The following is a 19,139-nucleotide window of genomic DNA, read 5'->3' on the forward strand; positions in this document are numbered from 1 at the left end:
AAAAGCACCCCTCTTAGATACAACTAAAAATATTATTTATTTTCTGTGATATATAAGTTGTCTACTCAACATTATCGCAATCCTGTTCACTTACCCTTAGGGGATGAATTCAGCTTTTAAGAGCCTGTCGTTTGTCTGGAATGAGTCAATCCCTTTTTCAATACAGATAAAGTCTATCCCATAAGCTTGAACAAATTCTAAAAAATTTAGGATGTCAGCTGCATTTCTTCCCAAACGAGAAAATTTATAAACAAAAATGTACTCTATCTACAATCCATTCTTTATATCGGAAAGCATTTTCTTAAATGCAGGTTGCCCTTCTATTAATTTCCCTGCATCCTCATAAATACTAACAATCTCCATTCCCTTACGGCTTACAAACCTCTTGAAACTATTTTTCTGATCCACAAGGCTATCCATCAACCTGAATCTTGGTACTAACTCTCGGATACAGAACGCATTTCTTTACTTCTCTATTTATTTTACCACCTTCAATATTTAGAAAAAAATACTATGTTTTCAAATTTAATTCTATTTTTATTAGCCATAATATTGTCCTTTCCTTACTACCCGCAAAAAGCATTGCTTCTTAATATGGAGATATCTATATACATTAATATATTTAAATGAAAGAGATATTTTTTTCAAATAGTAAATATCTAGTTCTATTAGTATTACTACATTCTATTATGCCGACTTTTAGAAGTCCCAAAAGTCTACTTCTTATAATTTCAGCAGGTAAATATGGCTTGCTTTCCCTTGTCCCCGATACTTACGCTCTATTAGATAAATGTTCTCAAGTTCCTTAAACAACCTAATTATCTTGTGAGGACCGGAGTTTAACAGTTCTTGAGCCTCTTTGACTGTAAATACCTGATAGGCTCTGCCGTATTCATCAATTCGACCTTTCTTTACTGACTAAATACATTCGGTCTAGTAACAATGCGTACAGCTTTTTTGCATCAGTAGATACTTTCTTGTATTTATCATCAGTAAACAGCCCCTTTGGCACTTTGTAGAAAACGGAGCACTGTGCTTCCGATATTGTAAAATACTTATTCATTTTTCTTTCTTTGCTCCTTTCTCACATAATTTAGGCATTGGATAACCAAAACACAGAAATTCTGCTTGCACTCCCTTTGACATTTACGACAAACATCGTTATATGTGATTCGCTTTCTATAATTGAGAAAAAATCTCCATTCCAACTTTCTGTTTTTACTCATTCGGGGCAATTTACCACCTCATTTCCAACCATCATTTTTTGTAACATCTCGGGGCACTATTTACATTTTTTCTTCTGTAAGCCCTCGAAATGTTCAAACCAAGGTATTTATCCTACTAATATATTTTTCTTCTCTATTTTTCGAATAAGTGCTTTTATCTGTCTACCTGAATATTGTTTCTGTATGCCTTTCTAAATTTCACAGAATTTGCCTTGCTCATATCCTCACAAGGTCATATTTTATTCAGCCAATCATTCAGTTGTAAAAATATTGAGGGGATAAAAGTCCTCTCACTTGTTTGTACTAACATACATCAAGATATCGGATATTAATAAAAATTCCCTTCGCTTGTTTGGAATTAAAAATCAGAATGACAACCTATTTCTTAGACATAGTTTTAAGAAATAAACTACGCCCCTTTTACGGTGATGTTGTGTAATAATTATTGGCTTTTTAACGATTTCGTGATATACTATTATTGGATATTTTTAATGTAATGGGAGGACTGTTATGGCTGTTAAATACGATAAGTTATTTCACTTACTAATTGATATGAAAATTTCCAATGCTCAGCTTGCAAGTAAAGCTGAAGTCAGTGCAAATATTATTACTCGCTTAAAAAGAGATCAGTATGTTTCTATGGAAAGTATTGAAAAGATTTGTAATGTTTTAGACTGCAAAGTTGATGACATTCTTGAATTTACAAAAACAGTTTAGAAAAATATAGAGGACGAGAGAAAACTCCCGTCCCCATAAGGACTTGAACAATTAACTCGGACTTAGGAGAGCGATACTCTATCCTTCGCCCGATGATGGAGGATTTTTATGAGTATAAACATTTCAAAGCAAAAGCGTGAAGATTTGATTGCCAAAATCAAAGAATTACGCACTTTTGTATCATCTGCTCCTCAAGATGAAAACACTGGCAACCTACTATCCTACCTTTCCGACCTTGAAAAAGATGTGAATGGTAAAAAGTACGGTCTTGTATTCGAGGAACATCGTGAGGAAATTGATGAAGTTTTATCTACACATACACCCGTTTTAACGGAAAATGAAGATTTATTCATAAATAATGGTGGCAATATGAACTTCCTCATTGAAGGAGATAATCTTGCTTCACTTAAATTATTAGAAAAAACTCATAAAGGTAAAATTGATGTGATATACATTGATCCGCCTTACAATACTGGAAGCAAAGACTTTATATATGATGATACATTTATAAACACAGATGATTTATTTAAACACAGTAAATGGAGTTCTTTTATCTCTAAAAGACTAATAATTGCCAAAAAGCTTTTATGTCGAAATGGTGCTATTTTTATCTCTATTGATGATAATGAGCAAGCACCTTTAAAGATACTATGTGATGAAATCTTTGGTGCTGATAATTATATGGGAACAATCATTCAAGATAAAATGAATGCTAAGAACGACACCATAAATATTCAAAAAAATCACGAATATATCCTTGCTTATCGAAAAAATCCAATCTACTTAAATGGAACACGTGTAAAACCAACTTTAATACATAAAACAGAAAAAATGCGTCCTGCTTTGAAAGAAGGAAATCGTTATTTTTATATAGGCGATGCCATTACAACACGAGGTGAAGGTGGAACACTTAATGCTCGTCCAAATTTAGGATACACTGTATATTTCAACCCTGAAACAAATGATAAAATTGGGCTTCCGGATTATGATATAGAACTTGCAAAAACATCCAATAGCATAGATGAAATATATTCACACGATAGTTCATTGCTTTCAAATGGATATTTTCCAATTCTCCCTCCTAAAGTGCGTGGAAAACTAGGATGCTGGACTTGGTCTCTAGATAAATTCAATACTGAAAAAGACAACATCATTATTACCGGAAAAAAACCTAATTATGCTGTAAAAAAACGCACTTTCGTTAGCATTGATAATATTAAAGAAATAGACGGTCGATTATTTTATGTTTCCATAGAAAAAAGTAATTCTCGTAGCATTATTCAATTTTCAACAAATGAAGGAACCAACACTTTATCGCAAATAATGGGAGAACGTTCTAATTTCAACAACCCCAAAAATTTAGAAATGCTCCAGTATTTACTTTCCCTAAAACCAGAACATAATCTCACTATTCTCGACTTCTTTGCGGGCTCAGGTACTACTGGACACGCCGTAATAAAGTTGAATGCCGAGGATGGTGGCAATAGAAAATTCATTCTTTGCACCAACAATGAGAATAACATATGCCGTGATGTTACTTATAAACGTATTAAGCGTGTAATCGACAAAGAAGGCTGTTCTGATTCTCTTAAATATTACAAAGTAGACTATATTCCAATTTCAGAGCGTATGTACTATGAATATGCCCATGAACTTCTTGCTCATATAAAAGAACTGGTTGAGCTTGAAAATAGCCTTAATTTCACTAGCAATAAGGAAATAGCGTTTGTACTTACTGAGGACGAGTTAGAAGAATTTATTACTAATATAGACGCATTTTCTTCTTGTAAGAAGCTTTATATGGGACACGACCTCCTACCAAGTGAAGAACAAGAATTTGCAATTTCCGAGCGTGAAATTGAAGTCAATATTATCCCTGATTATTATTACAGGGATTTACAGGAGGACTAAAGATGGAACTAAAAGAATTTCAGCTTAATGCTGTGAAATCATTGTTTGAAGCAATGGACACTTCTGCCCGTGACATCATCTTAAAAAGTCCTACGGGTAGTGGTAAAACTATCATTTTAACTTATTTTATGCACCAGTACATTCAGTCATATTCAAAAACAGTATTCGTATGGCTCACACCGGGTAAAGGTAATCTTGAAGAACAGAGCAAAGCGAAGATGGATAAATACATTCACGCTTCACAAACAAAGCTCTTATCCGATGTTATGACTACTGGTTTTGAGGAAAATGACAGTTGCTTTATCAACTGGGAAAAACTCACTAAAAAAGGCAATAACGCTCTTAAAGATAGTGAACGTACAAATTTTATAGAGCATATTCAAAACGCTTTAAATGACTGCTTGAACTTCGTTATCATTGTGGATGAAAGCCATCAAAATAATACCATTAAAGCAGATGAAATTATTCAGTATTTTAATACCGACAAGATTATTCGTTGTTCTGCTACACCTAAGAGTATCGCAAAAGCAAAGATCATTGAAATCCCTGAAAGTGAAGTTATTGCCGCAGGTCTTATCAAGAAAATGCTTGTAATCAACCCTGACTTTCCTCAAAGTGTTGATACTGAAAATCAAACTGCATTTTTACTTGAAAAAGCACTTGTAAAGCAACAAGAACTTCGTTCAGAGTTTTTACAAAGAAAAGCTGATATTAACCCTCTTATCGTTGTTCAGTTACCTAACAAATCGGATAACTTACAAGATGGTGTAGAAAAATATTTTGAAAAACAAGGATTAACCTACGAGAACGGACAGTTAGCCGTATGGTTATCAAATCAACACGAAAACCTAGAAAATATAGATAGTGTCAATTCAGAGATATCTGCCGTTATCATCAAGCAAGCAGTTGCTACTGGTTGGGACTGCCCTAGAGCACATATTCTCGTTAAACTTCGTGACAACATGGACGAAACTTTTGAAATACAGACTATTGGTCGTATTCGCCGTATGCCTGAAGCTAAACATTATGGAAGCGATCTACTAGATTGTTGCTACTTATATACCCTTGATGAAAAGTTTACTGCTGGTGTTAAATTGGCTCTAGGCAAAAACGCACTTAATGCTACTACCCTTTTCCTAAAGAATGAATTTAAGAATATCACTCTCACTGGCGAACAGAGAACGATGGTTACTTCTACAAGGAATCCACAAAAGGCATTAACTGCTATCGTTTCATATATGGAAAAAAAATTGGGTGTTAGTGCTAGAACTACTGAGAACAAGACACGCTTGCAGACTGCTGGTTTCGTATTTGATGAGAATATTATTAAACATACAATTTCAGGAGAAACATCTACTCTTGATTTTTCATCAAAAGATATGAACTCCATCGCAGTATCTGAAAAGCTTAATACACATATTCACGGACGAGATTATCATCAAAAAATCGGTCAAATCGGCTTAGAGATTGGTATGGAATATTCTTTTATGAATACCATTATCCGTAAATTATTTGACAAAAAATTTAATTATAGTCGTAAAGTGCTGCTTCTTGAGCCAAGAGAGGTTTATTCTTTTGTGCTTAATAATGCTGATAGACTTAAATATTTGGTGCGTGAAGCAATGGCCGCCGAAATCGCACAGTTGCAGTTAGATTTACCAGCTACATCTACTTTTGATTTTCATATCCCTGGTGCTTGTCTATTTACATACAATGGCGATGCGAAAACTCAGTTGGTAAGAAGAAAAAATGTTTATCAAAACTACTTGTCTTCTGCCGCACCACGCTCTGCTCCTGAAGTTAAATTTGAAAAGTTCTGCGAAAACTCAGATAGCGTGGATTGGTGGTACAAGAACGGCGATAAAGGAAACGAATATTTATCTGTCGTTTACCAAGATAACTCAAGTAAGCAGAAATTATTCTACCCTGACTACATTCTCTCTTCAGGTAATGATATATGGATTATAGAAACAAAAGGCGGTTTCGACCGTAGTGGAAATAGTCAAGATATAGACATCTTTACTCCAAAGAAATTTGATGTGCTGAAAGCATATCTTGATAAATATAAACTTAAAGGTGGTATCGTGCGAAACGATGCTACAACCGATGAACTTTGTATTTGTATGGACGAATATTCTGATGATATTCAATGCGAAAATTGGATTATATTGAGCAATATTTTGAAGTGAGGTGATTTCATTGATAATAACTGACCATAAAGTGTTAACTGAGTTATCACCTGCAAAAGTTCAATTTTTCAGGATAGATCCTGAAGATATATCTGAAACATTATCAGATATTTTACGTATACTTATGGACTTATCTTGGCTAAATAAATTTGATCAAGACTTTGAGAAAAAGGCTTTTGCTTCTCGTGCCCAGAAAACCATAAATGACATAAAGACAAAATTTGACCAATGTATCAATGACAGCATTAGTAAAGACGCTGGAGAGTATGTTGTATCCGAATTGGCTAGAGAAACTATGATTCAAAAACTTGACTATTTGGACATTCCACTCGATGAACTTGTAGCAAAAAAGCGTTCTGGAAATCCCGGATTTGATTTTCATTCACAGAACAATCTTACTGATACTGTTATTTTTGGAGAAGCAAAGTATGTTTCTGCTACAACAGCATACTCGTCGGCATTACCTCAAATTGTTGGTTTCATTAAAAATGGGAAAGATATTGAGGATCTTCCAGAATTAAAGCCATTCTGTACATTATCAGCGTTACAAGGAGCTGCTGACGGAAGAAAAGGATTTTCTGCTGCTTTCTCAGCAAAAGTCACAAGTACAGACAAAATAATAAAAAATATAAAAAAACGTGAAGATTTTCAGTTCTTACTTCAATATGAGGAAATTATCTTGGTGGCGGTTGACTTATGAATACTATATTACAAAAAGGTAATATTATTGCTAAAATACGCAAAGGGGAAGATTTAGATCAGATTATCAATTATGTTCAATCTGAGATTTACAAAAATGGTCCCAATAACTCTGTGGTATTGGAAGTCATTTCTTACATAAAATTGTTCCAACCAGAATATTTTAGGAAATATGAACAGAATATTATTGAAACAATGGGGTTGTTTTTCAAACATCCCAAAATCGAAAGTCTTACTGGGTCAATTTTTGAGATGTACCATAATCAACTTAAAGACGAGCTTGGAAATGACTATACACCAATGCAAGCAGATATTCTCAAAAAAATCAAGGAATTACAATATTTTAGTTTCTCTGCACCAACAAGCACAGGGAAATCCTTTGTTTTCCGTAATCTTATATCTGCCTACTCAAACGATGTAGTTGTTATTGTTCCTTCAAGAGCTTTAATCAACGAGTATTATACTCGCTTGAGTAACATCGTAAATAGAAAAAAGGTAAATATTTTAACTTTTGTTGATAAAATAAACACAAAACATAGTAACAGGAATATTTTTATATTGACTCCCGAACGAGCAAAAGATTTATTTAAAAATAAAGATTGGCTAAAAATAGATTTGATTCTATTTGATGAAGCTCAACTTAGCGATGAAAACTCAGTTCGTGGTCTTTACTTTGACAGTATTGTAAGGCGAGCACTCAAATATTTCCCTAATGCAAAATTTGTTTTTGCACATCCATTTGTTGAAAATCCGGAAGCACAATTACAAAAGAATGATATTAAGATTATCGATACGACTTCAGCGTACAATAATTATGAGTTAAAAAATGTTGGACAAATTTTTTATACTCACGATACGACTAATCAAAAATTTTACCACTTTGGCAGCGACCCAAAAATACTTGGAAGACATAAATTAGAATCAACTTTCGATCCTATTGAAGCTGCCTTGCAAAAAGGTGGTAGCGTACTTATCTATGTTTCTAAAACACATATTTACAGTAAACAGATATATAGTCAGTTTCAAAAGTATATCTCTATGTGCCACCCGATTGATGACTCAATTGCTTTGAATATGATAGAAAATCTAAAGGATTATATCGGCGCTTCGACAACTGAAAAGTTTTTTTATAGTTCTGATATGCTAGAAAAATTAAAATGCGGTATCGTTGTTCATCACGGTTCTATGCCATTAACTGCCCGCCTAATATTAGAACATTTTACACAGCGTGGTTTCTGTAGAATCTGTTTTGCAACTTCTACTTTGGAACAGGGTATCAACATGCCGTTTGATGTAGTCTATCTTAACAGACTTGAAGAAAGTAAGACACTCTCCGTTAAAAACCTAATTGGTAGAGCAGGCCGTTCAACAAACAAACCAGTATTCGATTACGGTAGCGTGATATTACGCCCAAATGCAATGAGCAGGTTTCGTAATGTATGTCGAAAAAAGAACACTCTTTCCCCAGAATCTCGACTAGATACAACAGATGATACAATGGATAAAAAATACGAGGAATATAAAGAAGCAATTAAAACTGGTGAATTTTCTGATGAATATAACCTGACAAATAAAGACCTAGAGAAGCTAAAATCCGATAGTGTCACTACTATTGTTCCTACCCTACTTGATATGATGTTTACAGATACGGGGTTTGTATTGCCAAATGCAGTTGCCAAAGAGGTATATGAGGATTTTCAATGCTTATATAAACAATACCTTGGTCGAGAATTAACTGCGGCAGAAAAATATATTTTCGATTCAGCGATAAAAATTATGATTTGGAAAGTGCACGGAAAAACATTCAGCAAAATATGTCAGGAAAGATACGCTTATGTTTCAAAAGCTGCACAAAGACGCTTGTTATCGCAGAAAGGGCTAAAAGAAACAGCTGATAATCTGACAGTTCGATATATTGCAGGATATAATGATATCCCTGACAAAAACCTTCGTGCCTTTCCTTTGTTTCCTTCTGAGACAAAAGGAAAAGATGTAGACTATGACCGAATTGTTTATGATACATATGATTTTCTTGATAAACTCATTGGATTTAAGCTAAGTGATCTGTTTTATGCTATTTTTCATCAGTATTCTATTGAATATCAAGATAATCGTGCTGAGAGATTGGCAAAACTGATTAAATATGGGACAGAAGACTTAACCGAGATATGGATGCTTCGATATGGATTTTCTTTTGAAGAAATTGAATGGTTATCCGAGTGTGTTGAAACTATAGACGAACGAGAAATTGCATTTAACGAAAAAATCAATGATCTAGATGAAGATAAATTAGCATCTATTGAACAATACATTTACTCTGATAAGTCTTAGAGTACCTAACGAGACATTTGTGTATCTAGATATGAGAGAGTATCAGTTTTTTGTGTAAACAGAAAAAACTGATATAAGATAGGTTAATAGTCACATAAGGTCAGAGATATCTGCCCTTATTTGCATTATACTACCATTTTTTACATGTCAATAAAACTGGTAGAATCAGGTGCTTTTTATATCCTTCGATTTTCTAATCTCTCTTCAAAATAAATCTCCAGCTATGAGTGAATCTGCCCCATTCCTGACGGTGGCCTGTCCATTTTTTATTGATGTCCATTGTAGCCAGATACAGCATTTTTAACAAACTGTCATCTGAGGGGAAAATCGTCTTACACTTGGTTACTATCTGTAGCTGACGGTTTAATCCTTCTATTGCATTTGTTGTGTAAATCAGGCGTCTCACAGGTTCTGGATATTTAAAGTAGGTAGACAGGTTCGCCCAGTTATCATGCCAGGATTTATAGATTTTTGGGTATTTTCCATCCCATTTATCTTTAAACAGTATCTAGTTCATTCAAAGCAGTCTCTTCTGTTGACGCAGCGTACACACGCTTCAGATCAGACATCAGCTTTTTAATGTCCTTGTAGGATACAAATTTTGTGGAATTGCGAATCTGGTGGATCATACACTGCTGTACCTTCGTTTGTGGGTAAACAGCCTCTATCGCTTGCAAAAAACCGGTAAGTCCATCCACATAGGCAATCAGGATATCTGCCCCACCTCGATTTTTCAATCCATTCATAATGGACAACCAGAACTTAGCACTTTCATTTTCACCTACGTACATGTCGAGAACCTCTTTTCTTCCGTCCATATCAATCCCCAGTGCAATATAAACAGCCCGTTTCACAATCCGTCCTTCACTGCGTAGTCTTCTTCAAGAGGGTTCCTGCCATTCTCTGACGATTGGCAGAATCTTATAGGTAATCCGGCAGATAGTGCTGTCAGAGATATCAATGTCATAAAGCTCTTTCATATGGAATTCGATGTCGCCTGTTGTCATGCCTTTGGCATACATTGAGAGAATCTTTTCCTCCATGTCCTGGGTAACCGTATTCTGGTATTTCTTAACTAACGCTGGTACATACTCTCCATTGCGGTCTCGTGGGATAGAGACCTCCATATCCCCATAACTGGTATGCATGGTTTTCTGTGAGTGACCGCTTCGGCTGTTATCCGTCTCTTTGTTGCGGTAATCATACTTGGAGTAACCGAGTTCTTCCCCCAGTTCTTAATCAAGCGCGCCCTCCAACAGGACAGACATCATATCCCGCATGACAGAGTTTACATCGGTACCACTTTTGATGCTGACATCATTGTTTTTCAGATAATCACGCATCATGTCACGCATGGCTGCTTTCTGTGGTGTGTCTTTTATTCTTACCATAATAAAACCTTCAAACTGAGTAGTTTTATCTTACATCAATTTGAAAGTTTACACAATCTTTGGGATAGTCCCCTAGATATACAAATGCACTGCTCGCTAAGATAAAATAGCATCTCATTTACTGTATAAAAATGAACAAAGGCAAGGGTTCAGTTCCCTTGCCTTCTGTTGTATTAAATGTATCCTATGTAGATTTCAAATTCATTTGTATTCACCTTTTCGTACCAAATGCAGTCACTTTCAAAGCCTTATAAGTTCTTGTATCTGTTCTAATGACTTTCAATATTTGCGATTGTATGGGTTGTTCTTGATGTAATTGATATAGGATTATCCTAACATTCTGTGGCAGAATTATTATTTTCTAAACCGATATTTTGAGCAAAATTCTTTGCATAATTGATGCAATAATCAATGTCAATCTTATTTTCTATTACTGTCGGTGTTGTAAGATTAATCTCAATTTTTTCTTCTCAGATTTATAAACTGTTGTGACAGTGATTTTTTCTTTTGTTGGCTCTTATTTTGTTGTAATTTCTGCAATTTCCGTTGTAGATTTTGTTGCTACCAATGACGTTATTTCTTCTTTCTCAACATCACCAATCCCCGGTACATTATCTGCATTATGTTCAAGCGTATCACCATCTGCCAAAGGTATTTCTTGTGTGATTTCTTGAATTTCCTCCGTAGTAGTTGTAGCAGAAATGTTCTCTACTTCATTCGGTACATCTGCTTGAAAACAAGAAATCACCTCACTATTCACAATTGCTGTAGCTCTGCTACGGATATTATTCATCTTTTGCGCCCATAACATCGTATTTGTCTACCTCGAGTTTTTCTGTTACATTTTCCTTCTGGGCAAGATATTCGTAAAGCGTACCTTTCGTTAAAAAGTTGAAGTAAATAATCTTGTAATGTTCTTGTAAAAGTTTACGATATCGCTGTCCCCATACACCGATATGATACTCATTTTCAACATTCACACGGATATTAGGATACATATAATCGCCTTGTTGCTCATTCCCATTGCCAGTAGTTTCATAAATTGATTTCATTAGAATTCCTCCGTTTCATATTTTGTATCTTCATCATAACGGATAATTTTTCATAAAACCAATGTGCCGATTGCACCTTCATAAATATAAATCACAGTTTACATTCAAAGAATTTTTTCTTCTCATCCAATACAAACTGCAATTATTCTATTGTCTATCATTGAAAAAGTCTTTCCAATATGAATTTTCTTTATTAAATGTTTCCTTCTGCTCTGATGTAAGATTATATGCATAATCTGCAAACGTATTAAATCTGTTTTATCTTGCATTCAGTCACCCTCAATTAAGCTTATATCATTTTAAAATAATGCAATGCGTCTTCAATCATCTGATTAAGCATAGGAAGATAACCACTCTTTGAATAATTATCATAATATTCTTTAACAAGACTCTCTCCTATTTGCGACTAGATGAATTCTTTACATATCTTCATCGGGTCTTTATCTGGAAACACTCTTTTCTCTCTTTCTGAAAATCCCTTTACCTAGATAGCAATCTTTAATCCTCTTTTTTCTTCAAACATCAAATATATCACCTAACCTTGTTTTGGCACGCAAAAGGTGCCGCTGATTTCTCAACGACACTTTTTGTCATAGCGTAATAGAAACTTCTACAGTCAGATCTTTCCAACTGTTTTTGCGAACAGAATTTCCAGTAAGCTTACGATAAGCTACTGCCTGTTCGTATGTAATTTCAAAGGAAAAAGATAAATAGGGATGCAATTGCACGCCTTGCAGCTGCCTGTGTTGCTGTTAATAAGTATAAGCTAGCTGTCACTTCAAATGTTCACAATATATTTTTTAACTTTTCCTTATACTATAAGATTTTGATTTGCATCAACTGTAATTATTCGCTTTTTAAAAATTTTTCTAAATTAGTTTCAAATTTGGAAAAATCAATATATTTTTTAGCAATTTTACATATGTTTTCTACAAATGTCATCTCGGCTATAGAACGATTTTCAAAATCAACACGAATTATTTTATACAACTCTTTTCCGTCTTCGTCCTTTTTTTTGTTTGTTTTGACATATTCAGCTATAAGATTATCTACAGATTTCACATTAAAAAATTTATCGTTTATTTCTTTCTTTATTTGTGCATTCACATTCGTAACCAATACTTCTTTTAAAAATTTTTCAATACTTCCTATTGGTATAAAAAGTTTGGGATAATCCTTATACTGTTGTCCAACACTCTCTTTTATATCACCATCCAAAATACTGAAAATCTTTGTTCCTGCACCAAAAGTAGAATGTATATACAATTCATGTTGTAAATTCAGTACATTACTCCATCCTCCAACTGGCAAAATATTTATGAGCTTACTTCTAGATATATCTTTTTCATCAATAATAGCTTGTACTATCTTTTTAGCCAAATAGTCCTCCACCAATATTACAAAATCAAAGCCATCATGCATATACACATCTCTAATAGCATAACTCGGATAACAAGGAGTATTCACTTCTATCAGCCCTTCTTCTTGCTTAGATAATTCTATCTGAAATAAATTATTAGGTTGAATAATTCTTATAACCTCTGGCGAATGTGAAGATAAAATTACTACTAAATTATGATGCTGTTTTATTAGTTCACTTAACAACTCAAGCAACCTAACAACAGCAATCGGATGTAAAGCTAACTCAATTTCATCAATCAACATTATTATGGGTTGATCTTGAGGCAATGATCTTCTAACTATGGCATTATATATAAAATGTAACAGCGATATTAAAAGGCATTCTCCAGAACTCATCCTATACTGACTCACTAACTTTCCTCTAAATTCTTGAAAGTAGGGTGTATTCTCCAATTCTAAAATTGCTGCTATCCGTTTATTACGAATTCTTTTCAATGTCCTGTAAAAATTATAATTACCATGCAAAATATAGCTCAGATTATCTTTGATATAATCATCTGCTTCTATTATATCACGACTATCAATTTTTTCCATATAAAGCAAATCATCAACAATCTTGGAATCATTGAATCTAGTACCATAGAATAAGCTGCCTTCGTACATACCGTTATAATGAACTCTTTTCCTTGGGGGTTCTATTGACTTCCATGCATCATTCTGACGATGCCATTTAGCAGTTTTTTCTCCATCACTTAACCAAACATAGGATTCCTCTACTATATCTTCATCTCTTAATGCATCTAAACTATGAGAAAACACAACTTGAGCTAAACAAGTCATAATTGTACTTTTCCCTGTACCATTGTTCCCAATAATACCATAAATACCTCGACGAAGCGGAATTGATAATTTCCCCTTTTTTATATTTTTAATTTTATTTATTTCAATCTCTAGTTCTTTCAAAAAATCTCCTCCATATCTATAAGTTAAAACTAATTAAATAATTTCAAAATGCTTCAACGCATCCTTAATCGCTTCCACTTTTTCTGCTGTCGGATGCTTCCTCGGCTGTTTCAATTCCTCTACCGTATTAGGTGCATCGTACATCGGTAAGCCTAAATCCCGTTTTACTTCTGCAATATATGCAATATGTACCTTGAAGCCATATTTCGCTTCTATGTACTCCTTAATCATCTTATAAGTAACTCGCTCTTTCGGCTTGTAAGCTTCGGCTCTCTTGGCAATATTGTCAAACGGCACTTAATCTCCACTCTTGCCAAACTTCACTTTTACATTGATTGCTCTATCAGATTATTTGTGGGAGAGCAGCACCACCGTCTCCACATGCCCCGTATGCCCAAACTGATCCACAACCGCCACTTTCTCCACGCCATATCCTTCTTCCCCCAGCACCTTCAAATCCCGTGCCAAAGTCCCCGGATCACAGCTTACATAAACAATTCTTTCAGGCCCCATTTTCACCATAGTGTCAAGCAGTGTCCTGTCGCACCCCTTCCGAGGCGGGTCAACAACAATCACATCTGCATAAACCCCATTCTTTTCATACTCCCGCGGCAGAACCTCTTCCGCTTTCCCCACAAAAAACTGAACATTCCCCATATGGTTCATCTCAGCATTTAACCTGGCATCTTCAATAGCTTCCTTAACGATCTCAACCCCATAGACCTGCTTTGCATTCTGGGCCAAAAACAGAGAAATCGTTCCAATCCCACAGTAAAGATCCCACACAGTTTCATCCCCGCATAGACCGGCATACTCCAGTGCCTTCTCATAAAGCACCTTTGTCTGTCTTGGGTTTACCTGAAAGAATGACAGCGGCCCGATTTGGTACTTCACATCCCCAATATAATCATAAATATAAGCCGGTCCATAGACTTCTTCTACTTTACTTCCCAAAATCCTGTTGGTCTTCTCCCTGTTGCTGTTCACACAAATGCTGGTCATACCCTCAATCTCTTTCAATGACTCAACAAGCTCAGAAAGATTCAAAAGATCTTTCTTCCTTCCGTTTACAACAAGACAGACCATGATCTCACCGGTAACAAACCCGACCCGGGTCATGATATGGCGCACCAGCCCCCTGTGTTCCTCCTCATCATAAGGCTCCACATGATTCTTCTCCATATAGTCAAGCACCTTGGTAAGGATCTGCTCATTCACCGGATGCTGGATAGAACAGTGGATACAGTCGATAATCGCGTGGGTTCTTCCCGCATAAAATCCAGTAATCAGTTTTCCGTCTTTGTTCCGCCCTACCGGAAACTGAGCTTTATTTCGGTAATAATACGGCTCGTCCATCCCATAGATTGGTTCCATCAGAGAAGCTGCATTCTCGATCCCGCCGATCCGCTCCAGGCAGTTTTTCACCTTATTAAATTTATACTCCAGCTGCTTTTCATAAGAAAGATGCTGCAACGTGCAGCCTCCGCACGGACGTGCAGAAGGACACTTAGGCTCCACCCGGTCCGGGGATGGCTCCAGAAGTTTTTCAACCCTTGCAAATCCATAGTTCTTCTTTGTTTTGATGATGCGGGCCAGTACTTTGTCCCCCACTACGGCATCTTTTAAAAAGAGGGCATAGCCGTCTGCATGGCCGATGCCCTCTCCTTCATTGCCCATATCATCAATTTCTACTTCCACTAATTGATTCTTTTTAAATTCCATAGGCACCTCTTATATATAACGCTCCATTTATGCTTGCTAAATGGATGTCTCTCTGATCTTTGTATCAAATAAACGCTGGAAGCCGGTCCATTCCTGGCCTTCCTGCTTCTTCTCGATTGCTTCTGCAAATGTCTCCATTTTTGCATCTAAGTTATCAGCCTGGCTCAGTGCAAGAGCTTCCGCCAGTGCAGGTTTTTTCGGTGAGCCAAATTCCAGCTCTCCGTGATGGGACAGGATACAGTGCTTCACTTCATTGGCAAGCTTTGCAGGAAAGCCCGGGATTTCATCCATGAGTTTTGAAAGCTTGATAGTTCCCATGACGATATGTCCCACCAGCTGCCCTTCATCTGTATAATCATTCTCAGGAAATGCAGACAATTCTTCTGCTTTTCCAATATCATGGAACAGTGCCGATGTGACGAGCAGATCTCTGTTTAACTGGGGATACAGCACGGTATACTGCTCACACAATTTTGCCACACTGACAGAGTGCTCCAAAAGCCCTCCGATGTATCCGTGATGTACACTTTTCGCTGCGGAATGAATCTTAAATTTCTTTGCAAATTCTTTGTCTTCCACAAAGACTTTCAGGGCAAGCTTTTTTAAAAAAGGATTCTCCACCTTTTCGATCATCCCCAAAAGTTCGTCAAACATTTCATCAATATCTTTTTTTGTAGACGGCATGTAGTCAGAAATCTGGTATTCTCCTTCATCTGCTTTCCGGATCATCTCAATATTCAGTTGATTATTTCCCTGGAAGTTTGTGACTTTCCCCTTGACCATGATATAATCCATAGCCTCAAAATGACCGATGGCATTGTTAAGCTCCCATACTTTTCCGTCGATCATTCCGGTTTTGTCCTGGAGCGAAAGTGAATAATAGGTCTTCCCAAATTTTGATGTGCCGGATGTCTTTGTTTTGCACAAAAATACCTCAGAAACCATATCTCCTTCATGCAGTTCACTTATATATCTCATAATTTAACCTTTCTAGGGCCGTCTCAAAGCCCGCACCTCTTTTACTTTCCCTATTATTACATAAACTTCCCTGAAAATCCACTGGAAAATTGCCGTCTGCCTCGTTTACATGCCCTTTGTTTTATGCTACACTTTTTCTGAATCAAAAAAGGAAAACCTTCTTTAATAATGGTTTTCAAACAAACTGAGGGAATCGCTATGAATCAAAAAGTTTTAAATACATTAGAATACGACAAGGTCATTGAACGGCTGGCGGCCTATGCCACCACAGAGCTTGGAAAAGAAGCCTGTGAAAAGCTGCGGCCTATGACAGAGGAACCGGAGATCTCTCTGGCCCAGGAACAGACCCAGGATGCCCTTACAAGGCTTTATAAGCAGGGGAGCATTTCTTTTTTTGGCGTCCAGGATCTGGGGGCTTCTCTGAAACGACTGAAAATGAAAGGGACATTAAGTGCCGGGGAGCTGCTGGAGATCGCCGGACTCCTGGAGGCTGTGAAAAATGCTCTGGCTTACGGCGCACAGCGGGATGACATGGCAGATGCCGACTCACTGGATTCTGTCTTTGAATCTCTGGTGCCAATGGACGGCTTATTAAAGGATATTAAGCACTGTATCATTTCCCCGGAAGAAATCAGTGACGATGCTTCTTCTGCCTTAAAAGATATCCGCAGAAATATGAAACTGACCAATCAAAAGATCCACAGCCAGCTCACCGCTATGGTAAGTTCTTCATCCAACAAGGACATGCTGCAGGATGCCCTTGTGACCATGCGAAACGGACGCTACTGTATTCCGGTAAAACAGGAATACCGCGGACAGTTTAAGGGTATGATCCACGATCAGTCATCCAGCGGCTCTACTTTGTTTATCGAGCCTATGGCTGTTGTCACACTGAATAATCAGCTGAAAGAGCTGGAAGGCCAGGAACAGACAGAGATCGAACGCATCTTATCTCTGCTGAGTGAACAGGCCTCCTATGATATGGATGGACTGGCTCAGAATCAAAAGCTTTTGATTGATTTGGATTTCATCTTTGCAAAAGCTAAATATGCCAAAGACTATGACGGCAGCAAACCTGTTTTCCGGGAAGACGGTGTCATTAATATCAAACAGGGACGCCACCCGCTGCTGAATCCTAAAAAAGTGGTGCCGATCAATGTAACACTCGGCGACTCATTTTCCATGCTGGTTATAACCGGGCCCAATACCGGAGGCAAGACCGTATCTTTAAAGACCGTGGGCTTATTTACGCTCATGGGCCAGGCAGGGCTTCACATTCCTGCATTCCAGGGTTCCAGCCTGGGGATTTATGAGGAAGTGTTTGCAGATATCGGAGATGAACAGAGTATTGAACAGAATTTAAGTACTTTTTCATCCCATATGACCAACATTGTCTCTATTATCCAAAACGCCCACAGGAGTTCTCTGGTGCTGCTGGATGAGCTGTGCGGCGGAACGGATCCCGTAGAAGGTGCCGCTTTGGCTATCTCTATTTTGACAGATCTTCATGACCGTGGTGTGAAAACAATGGCAACAACCCACTACAGCGAATTGAAAATGTTCGCCCTCTCCACCGGAGGTGTTGAAAATGCCTCCTGTGAGTTTGATGTGGAAACCCTCTCTCCGACTTACCGGCTGATGATCGGTATCCCCGGAAAGAGCAATGCTTTTGCTATTTCCAGGAAACTGGGACTTGATAACCATATCATTGAACATGCTTCCGGCCAGATCGACCAGTCTGTAAAGGATTTTGAGACCATACTGGCTGACCTTGAAAAGAGCAAGCAGACCATTGAACAGGAACAGGAAGAAATCTTTGAGTACCGGAAAGAGATTGAAACACTCAGAAAAAGCCTGAAGGAACGCCAGGACAATATAAAAGAAAAACGGGATAAGCTTTTGCGGGAAGCCCGTGAGGAAGCCTACCGGATCATCTCCGAGGCAAAGGAAACTGCCGATGAGACCATCAAAGAGTACAATAAATTAAAAAAACAGTCCGGAAAAGATGCAAACCGGAAAATGGAGCATATGCGCAGCGACCTGCGGGGCAGGATGTCCGGCCTGGAAAAGGATATGGCCTACCGTTCTAAAAAAAGGAATACCAAAAAACATGAGCCCGAAGATTTCCAGATAGGAGATGAGGTTTATGTAACCAGTCTTTCTCTGAGCGGTACCGTACAGACACTGCCAAATACCAAAGGTGATTTGTATGTTCAGATGGGCATGATGCGCTCTAAAGTTAATGTTAAAGATCTGGAGATCACGAAAAGCGTAAAACAGGTGAAACGTGAAAATGCGAGAAATGAAGCCAGAAACAGCGGGCGGACGGCAATCAATAAGTCTTCCAGCATCCGTCCGGAGATTAACGTTCTGGGTATGACTGTGGACGAAGCTGTTTCCCAGCTGGACAAATTTATTGATGACGCCTGTCTGGCAAACCTGGGACAGATTACTGTCATTCACGGAAAGGGAACCGGCGCTTTGAGGAAGGGTGTTCATAATTATTTAAAAACTTTGAAAAAACAAAAACGTATTTCCGGCTATCGGGACGGAGAATTCGGAGAAGGAGATATGGGCGTAACCGTTATCATGCTCTGA

18 protein-coding genes and 2 pseudogenes are annotated in these 19,139 nt (G+C 37.1%); 6 read left to right on the top strand and 14 right to left on the bottom strand.

The features are described from left to right. Window positions 1-96 precede the first annotated feature (96 nt). The 4 genes from KH180_RS16860 to KH180_RS16975 all read right to left on the bottom strand — a co-directional run bounded on the left by KH180_RS16860 (window position 97) and on the right by KH180_RS16975 (window position 1,063). A complete protein-coding gene (locus KH180_RS16860; protein ID WP_334300443.1) occupies window positions 97-234 on the bottom strand; it encodes a hypothetical protein in 138 nt (45 codons plus the stop codon). Window positions 235-267: 33 nt separating this feature from the next. Continuing rightward, on the bottom strand, window positions 268-408 hold the full coding sequence (locus KH180_RS16770; RefSeq protein ID WP_330624519.1) for a hypothetical protein: 141 nt from the start codon (window positions 406-408) through the stop codon (window positions 268-270). A gap of 315 nt (window positions 409-723) precedes the next feature. Further along, entirely contained in the window at window positions 724-900 is a 177-nt protein-coding gene (locus KH180_RS16970; protein ID WP_442859918.1) for a hypothetical protein, read from the bottom strand. Then, the gene (locus KH180_RS16975) at window positions 896-1,063 is read right to left on the bottom strand and encodes a replication initiator protein A (protein WP_442859916.1); all 168 of its coding nucleotides are present in this window, start codon (window positions 1,061-1,063) and stop codon (window positions 896-898) included. The genes KH180_RS16970 and KH180_RS16975 overlap by 5 nt, the downstream gene beginning before the upstream one ends. A 673-nt stretch (window positions 1,064-1,736) precedes the next feature. On the opposite strand from KH180_RS16975, the gene KH180_RS10345 reads away from it, so the two are divergent. The 5 genes from KH180_RS10345 (at window position 1,737) to KH180_RS10365 (ending at window position 9,073) form a co-directional block, all read left to right on the top strand. Beyond that, window positions 1,737-1,943, top strand: a complete 207-nt coding sequence (locus KH180_RS10345) for a helix-turn-helix domain-containing protein (protein WP_290759983.1) — start codon at window positions 1,737-1,739, stop codon at window positions 1,941-1,943. 108 nt (window positions 1,944-2,051) lie between these two features. After that, complete coding sequence (locus KH180_RS10350) at window positions 2,052-3,854, top strand: site-specific DNA-methyltransferase (RefSeq protein WP_290759985.1); 1,803 nt, start codon at window positions 2,052-2,054, stop codon at window positions 3,852-3,854. A 2-nt stretch (window positions 3,855-3,856) separates the two neighbouring features. Then, complete coding sequence (locus KH180_RS10355; RefSeq protein WP_290759987.1) at window positions 3,857-6,043, top strand: DEAD/DEAH box helicase; 2,187 nt, start codon at window positions 3,857-3,859, stop codon at window positions 6,041-6,043. Window positions 6,044-6,053: 10 nt separating this feature from the next. Continuing rightward, complete coding sequence (locus tag KH180_RS10360; RefSeq protein ID WP_290759988.1) at window positions 6,054-6,743, top strand: hypothetical protein; 690 nt, start codon at window positions 6,054-6,056, stop codon at window positions 6,741-6,743. Then, window positions 6,740-9,073 (top strand): DEAD/DEAH box helicase, encoded by a 2,334-nt coding sequence (locus KH180_RS10365; RefSeq protein WP_290759990.1) that lies wholly within the window; start codon window positions 6,740-6,742, stop codon window positions 9,071-9,073. The genes KH180_RS10360 and KH180_RS10365 overlap by 4 nt, the downstream gene beginning before the upstream one ends. Before the next feature lie 193 nt (window positions 9,074-9,266). On the opposite strand, the gene KH180_RS16980 is transcribed toward KH180_RS10365, so the two are convergent. The 10 genes and pseudogenes from KH180_RS16980 to KH180_RS10400 form a co-directional block, all read right to left on the bottom strand. Next, window positions 9,267-9,581, bottom strand: coding sequence for a transposase (locus tag KH180_RS16980; protein WP_442859919.1), 315 nt, complete (start codon window positions 9,579-9,581; stop codon window positions 9,267-9,269). Continuing rightward, window positions 9,571-10,305: pseudogene (locus KH180_RS16985) on the bottom strand (IS256 family transposase). Before KH180_RS16985 ends, KH180_RS16980 begins: the two are co-directional and overlap by 11 nt. A 3-nt stretch (window positions 10,306-10,308) precedes the next feature. Continuing rightward, window positions 10,309-10,464, bottom strand: a complete 156-nt coding sequence (locus KH180_RS16990; protein WP_442859917.1) for a hypothetical protein — start codon at window positions 10,462-10,464, stop codon at window positions 10,309-10,311. 517 nt (window positions 10,465-10,981) lie between these two features. Then, window positions 10,982-11,257, bottom strand: a complete 276-nt coding sequence (locus KH180_RS10375; RefSeq protein ID WP_290759992.1) for a hypothetical protein — start codon at window positions 11,255-11,257, stop codon at window positions 10,982-10,984. Further along, complete coding sequence (locus KH180_RS10380; protein ID WP_290759994.1) at window positions 11,250-11,516, bottom strand: TnpV protein; 267 nt, start codon at window positions 11,514-11,516, stop codon at window positions 11,250-11,252. Before KH180_RS10380 ends, KH180_RS10375 begins: the two co-directional genes overlap by 8 nt. Window positions 11,517-11,663: 147 nt before the next feature. Next, window positions 11,664-11,756 (bottom strand): annotated as a pseudogene (locus KH180_RS16995) (DUF7675 family protein); the annotation flags it as partial. A 606-nt stretch (window positions 11,757-12,362) separates the two neighbouring features. Further along, window positions 12,363-13,841 (bottom strand): ATP-dependent nuclease, encoded by a 1,479-nt coding sequence (locus tag KH180_RS10385; RefSeq protein ID WP_290759996.1) that lies wholly within the window; start codon window positions 13,839-13,841, stop codon window positions 12,363-12,365. A gap of 33 nt (window positions 13,842-13,874) precedes the next feature. Continuing rightward, window positions 13,875-14,138: an RNA methyltransferase gene (locus KH180_RS10390; RefSeq protein WP_290759998.1), complete on the bottom strand. Its 264-nt coding sequence runs from the start codon at window positions 14,136-14,138 to the stop codon at window positions 13,875-13,877. A gap of 51 nt (window positions 14,139-14,189) precedes the next feature. Then, window positions 14,190-15,563, bottom strand: a complete 1,374-nt coding sequence (gene rlmD, locus KH180_RS10395) for a 23S rRNA (uracil(1939)-C(5))-methyltransferase RlmD (protein WP_290760000.1) — start codon at window positions 15,561-15,563, stop codon at window positions 14,190-14,192. A 36-nt stretch (window positions 15,564-15,599) separates the two neighbouring features. Next, window positions 15,600-16,541 (bottom strand): 3'-5' exoribonuclease YhaM family protein, encoded by a 942-nt coding sequence (locus KH180_RS10400; RefSeq protein ID WP_290760002.1) that lies wholly within the window; start codon window positions 16,539-16,541, stop codon window positions 15,600-15,602. A 198-nt stretch (window positions 16,542-16,739) separates the two neighbouring features. On the opposite strand from KH180_RS10400, the gene KH180_RS10405 reads away from it, so the two are divergent. Then, on the top strand, window positions 16,740-19,139 hold the full coding sequence (locus KH180_RS10405) for an endonuclease MutS2 (protein WP_290760004.1): 2,400 nt from the start codon (window positions 16,740-16,742) through the stop codon (window positions 19,137-19,139).

The organism is Anaerostipes sp. (assembly GCF_018381315.1).
In the GTDB taxonomy this organism is placed as follows: Bacteria; Bacillota; Clostridia; order Lachnospirales; family Lachnospiraceae; genus Anaerostipes.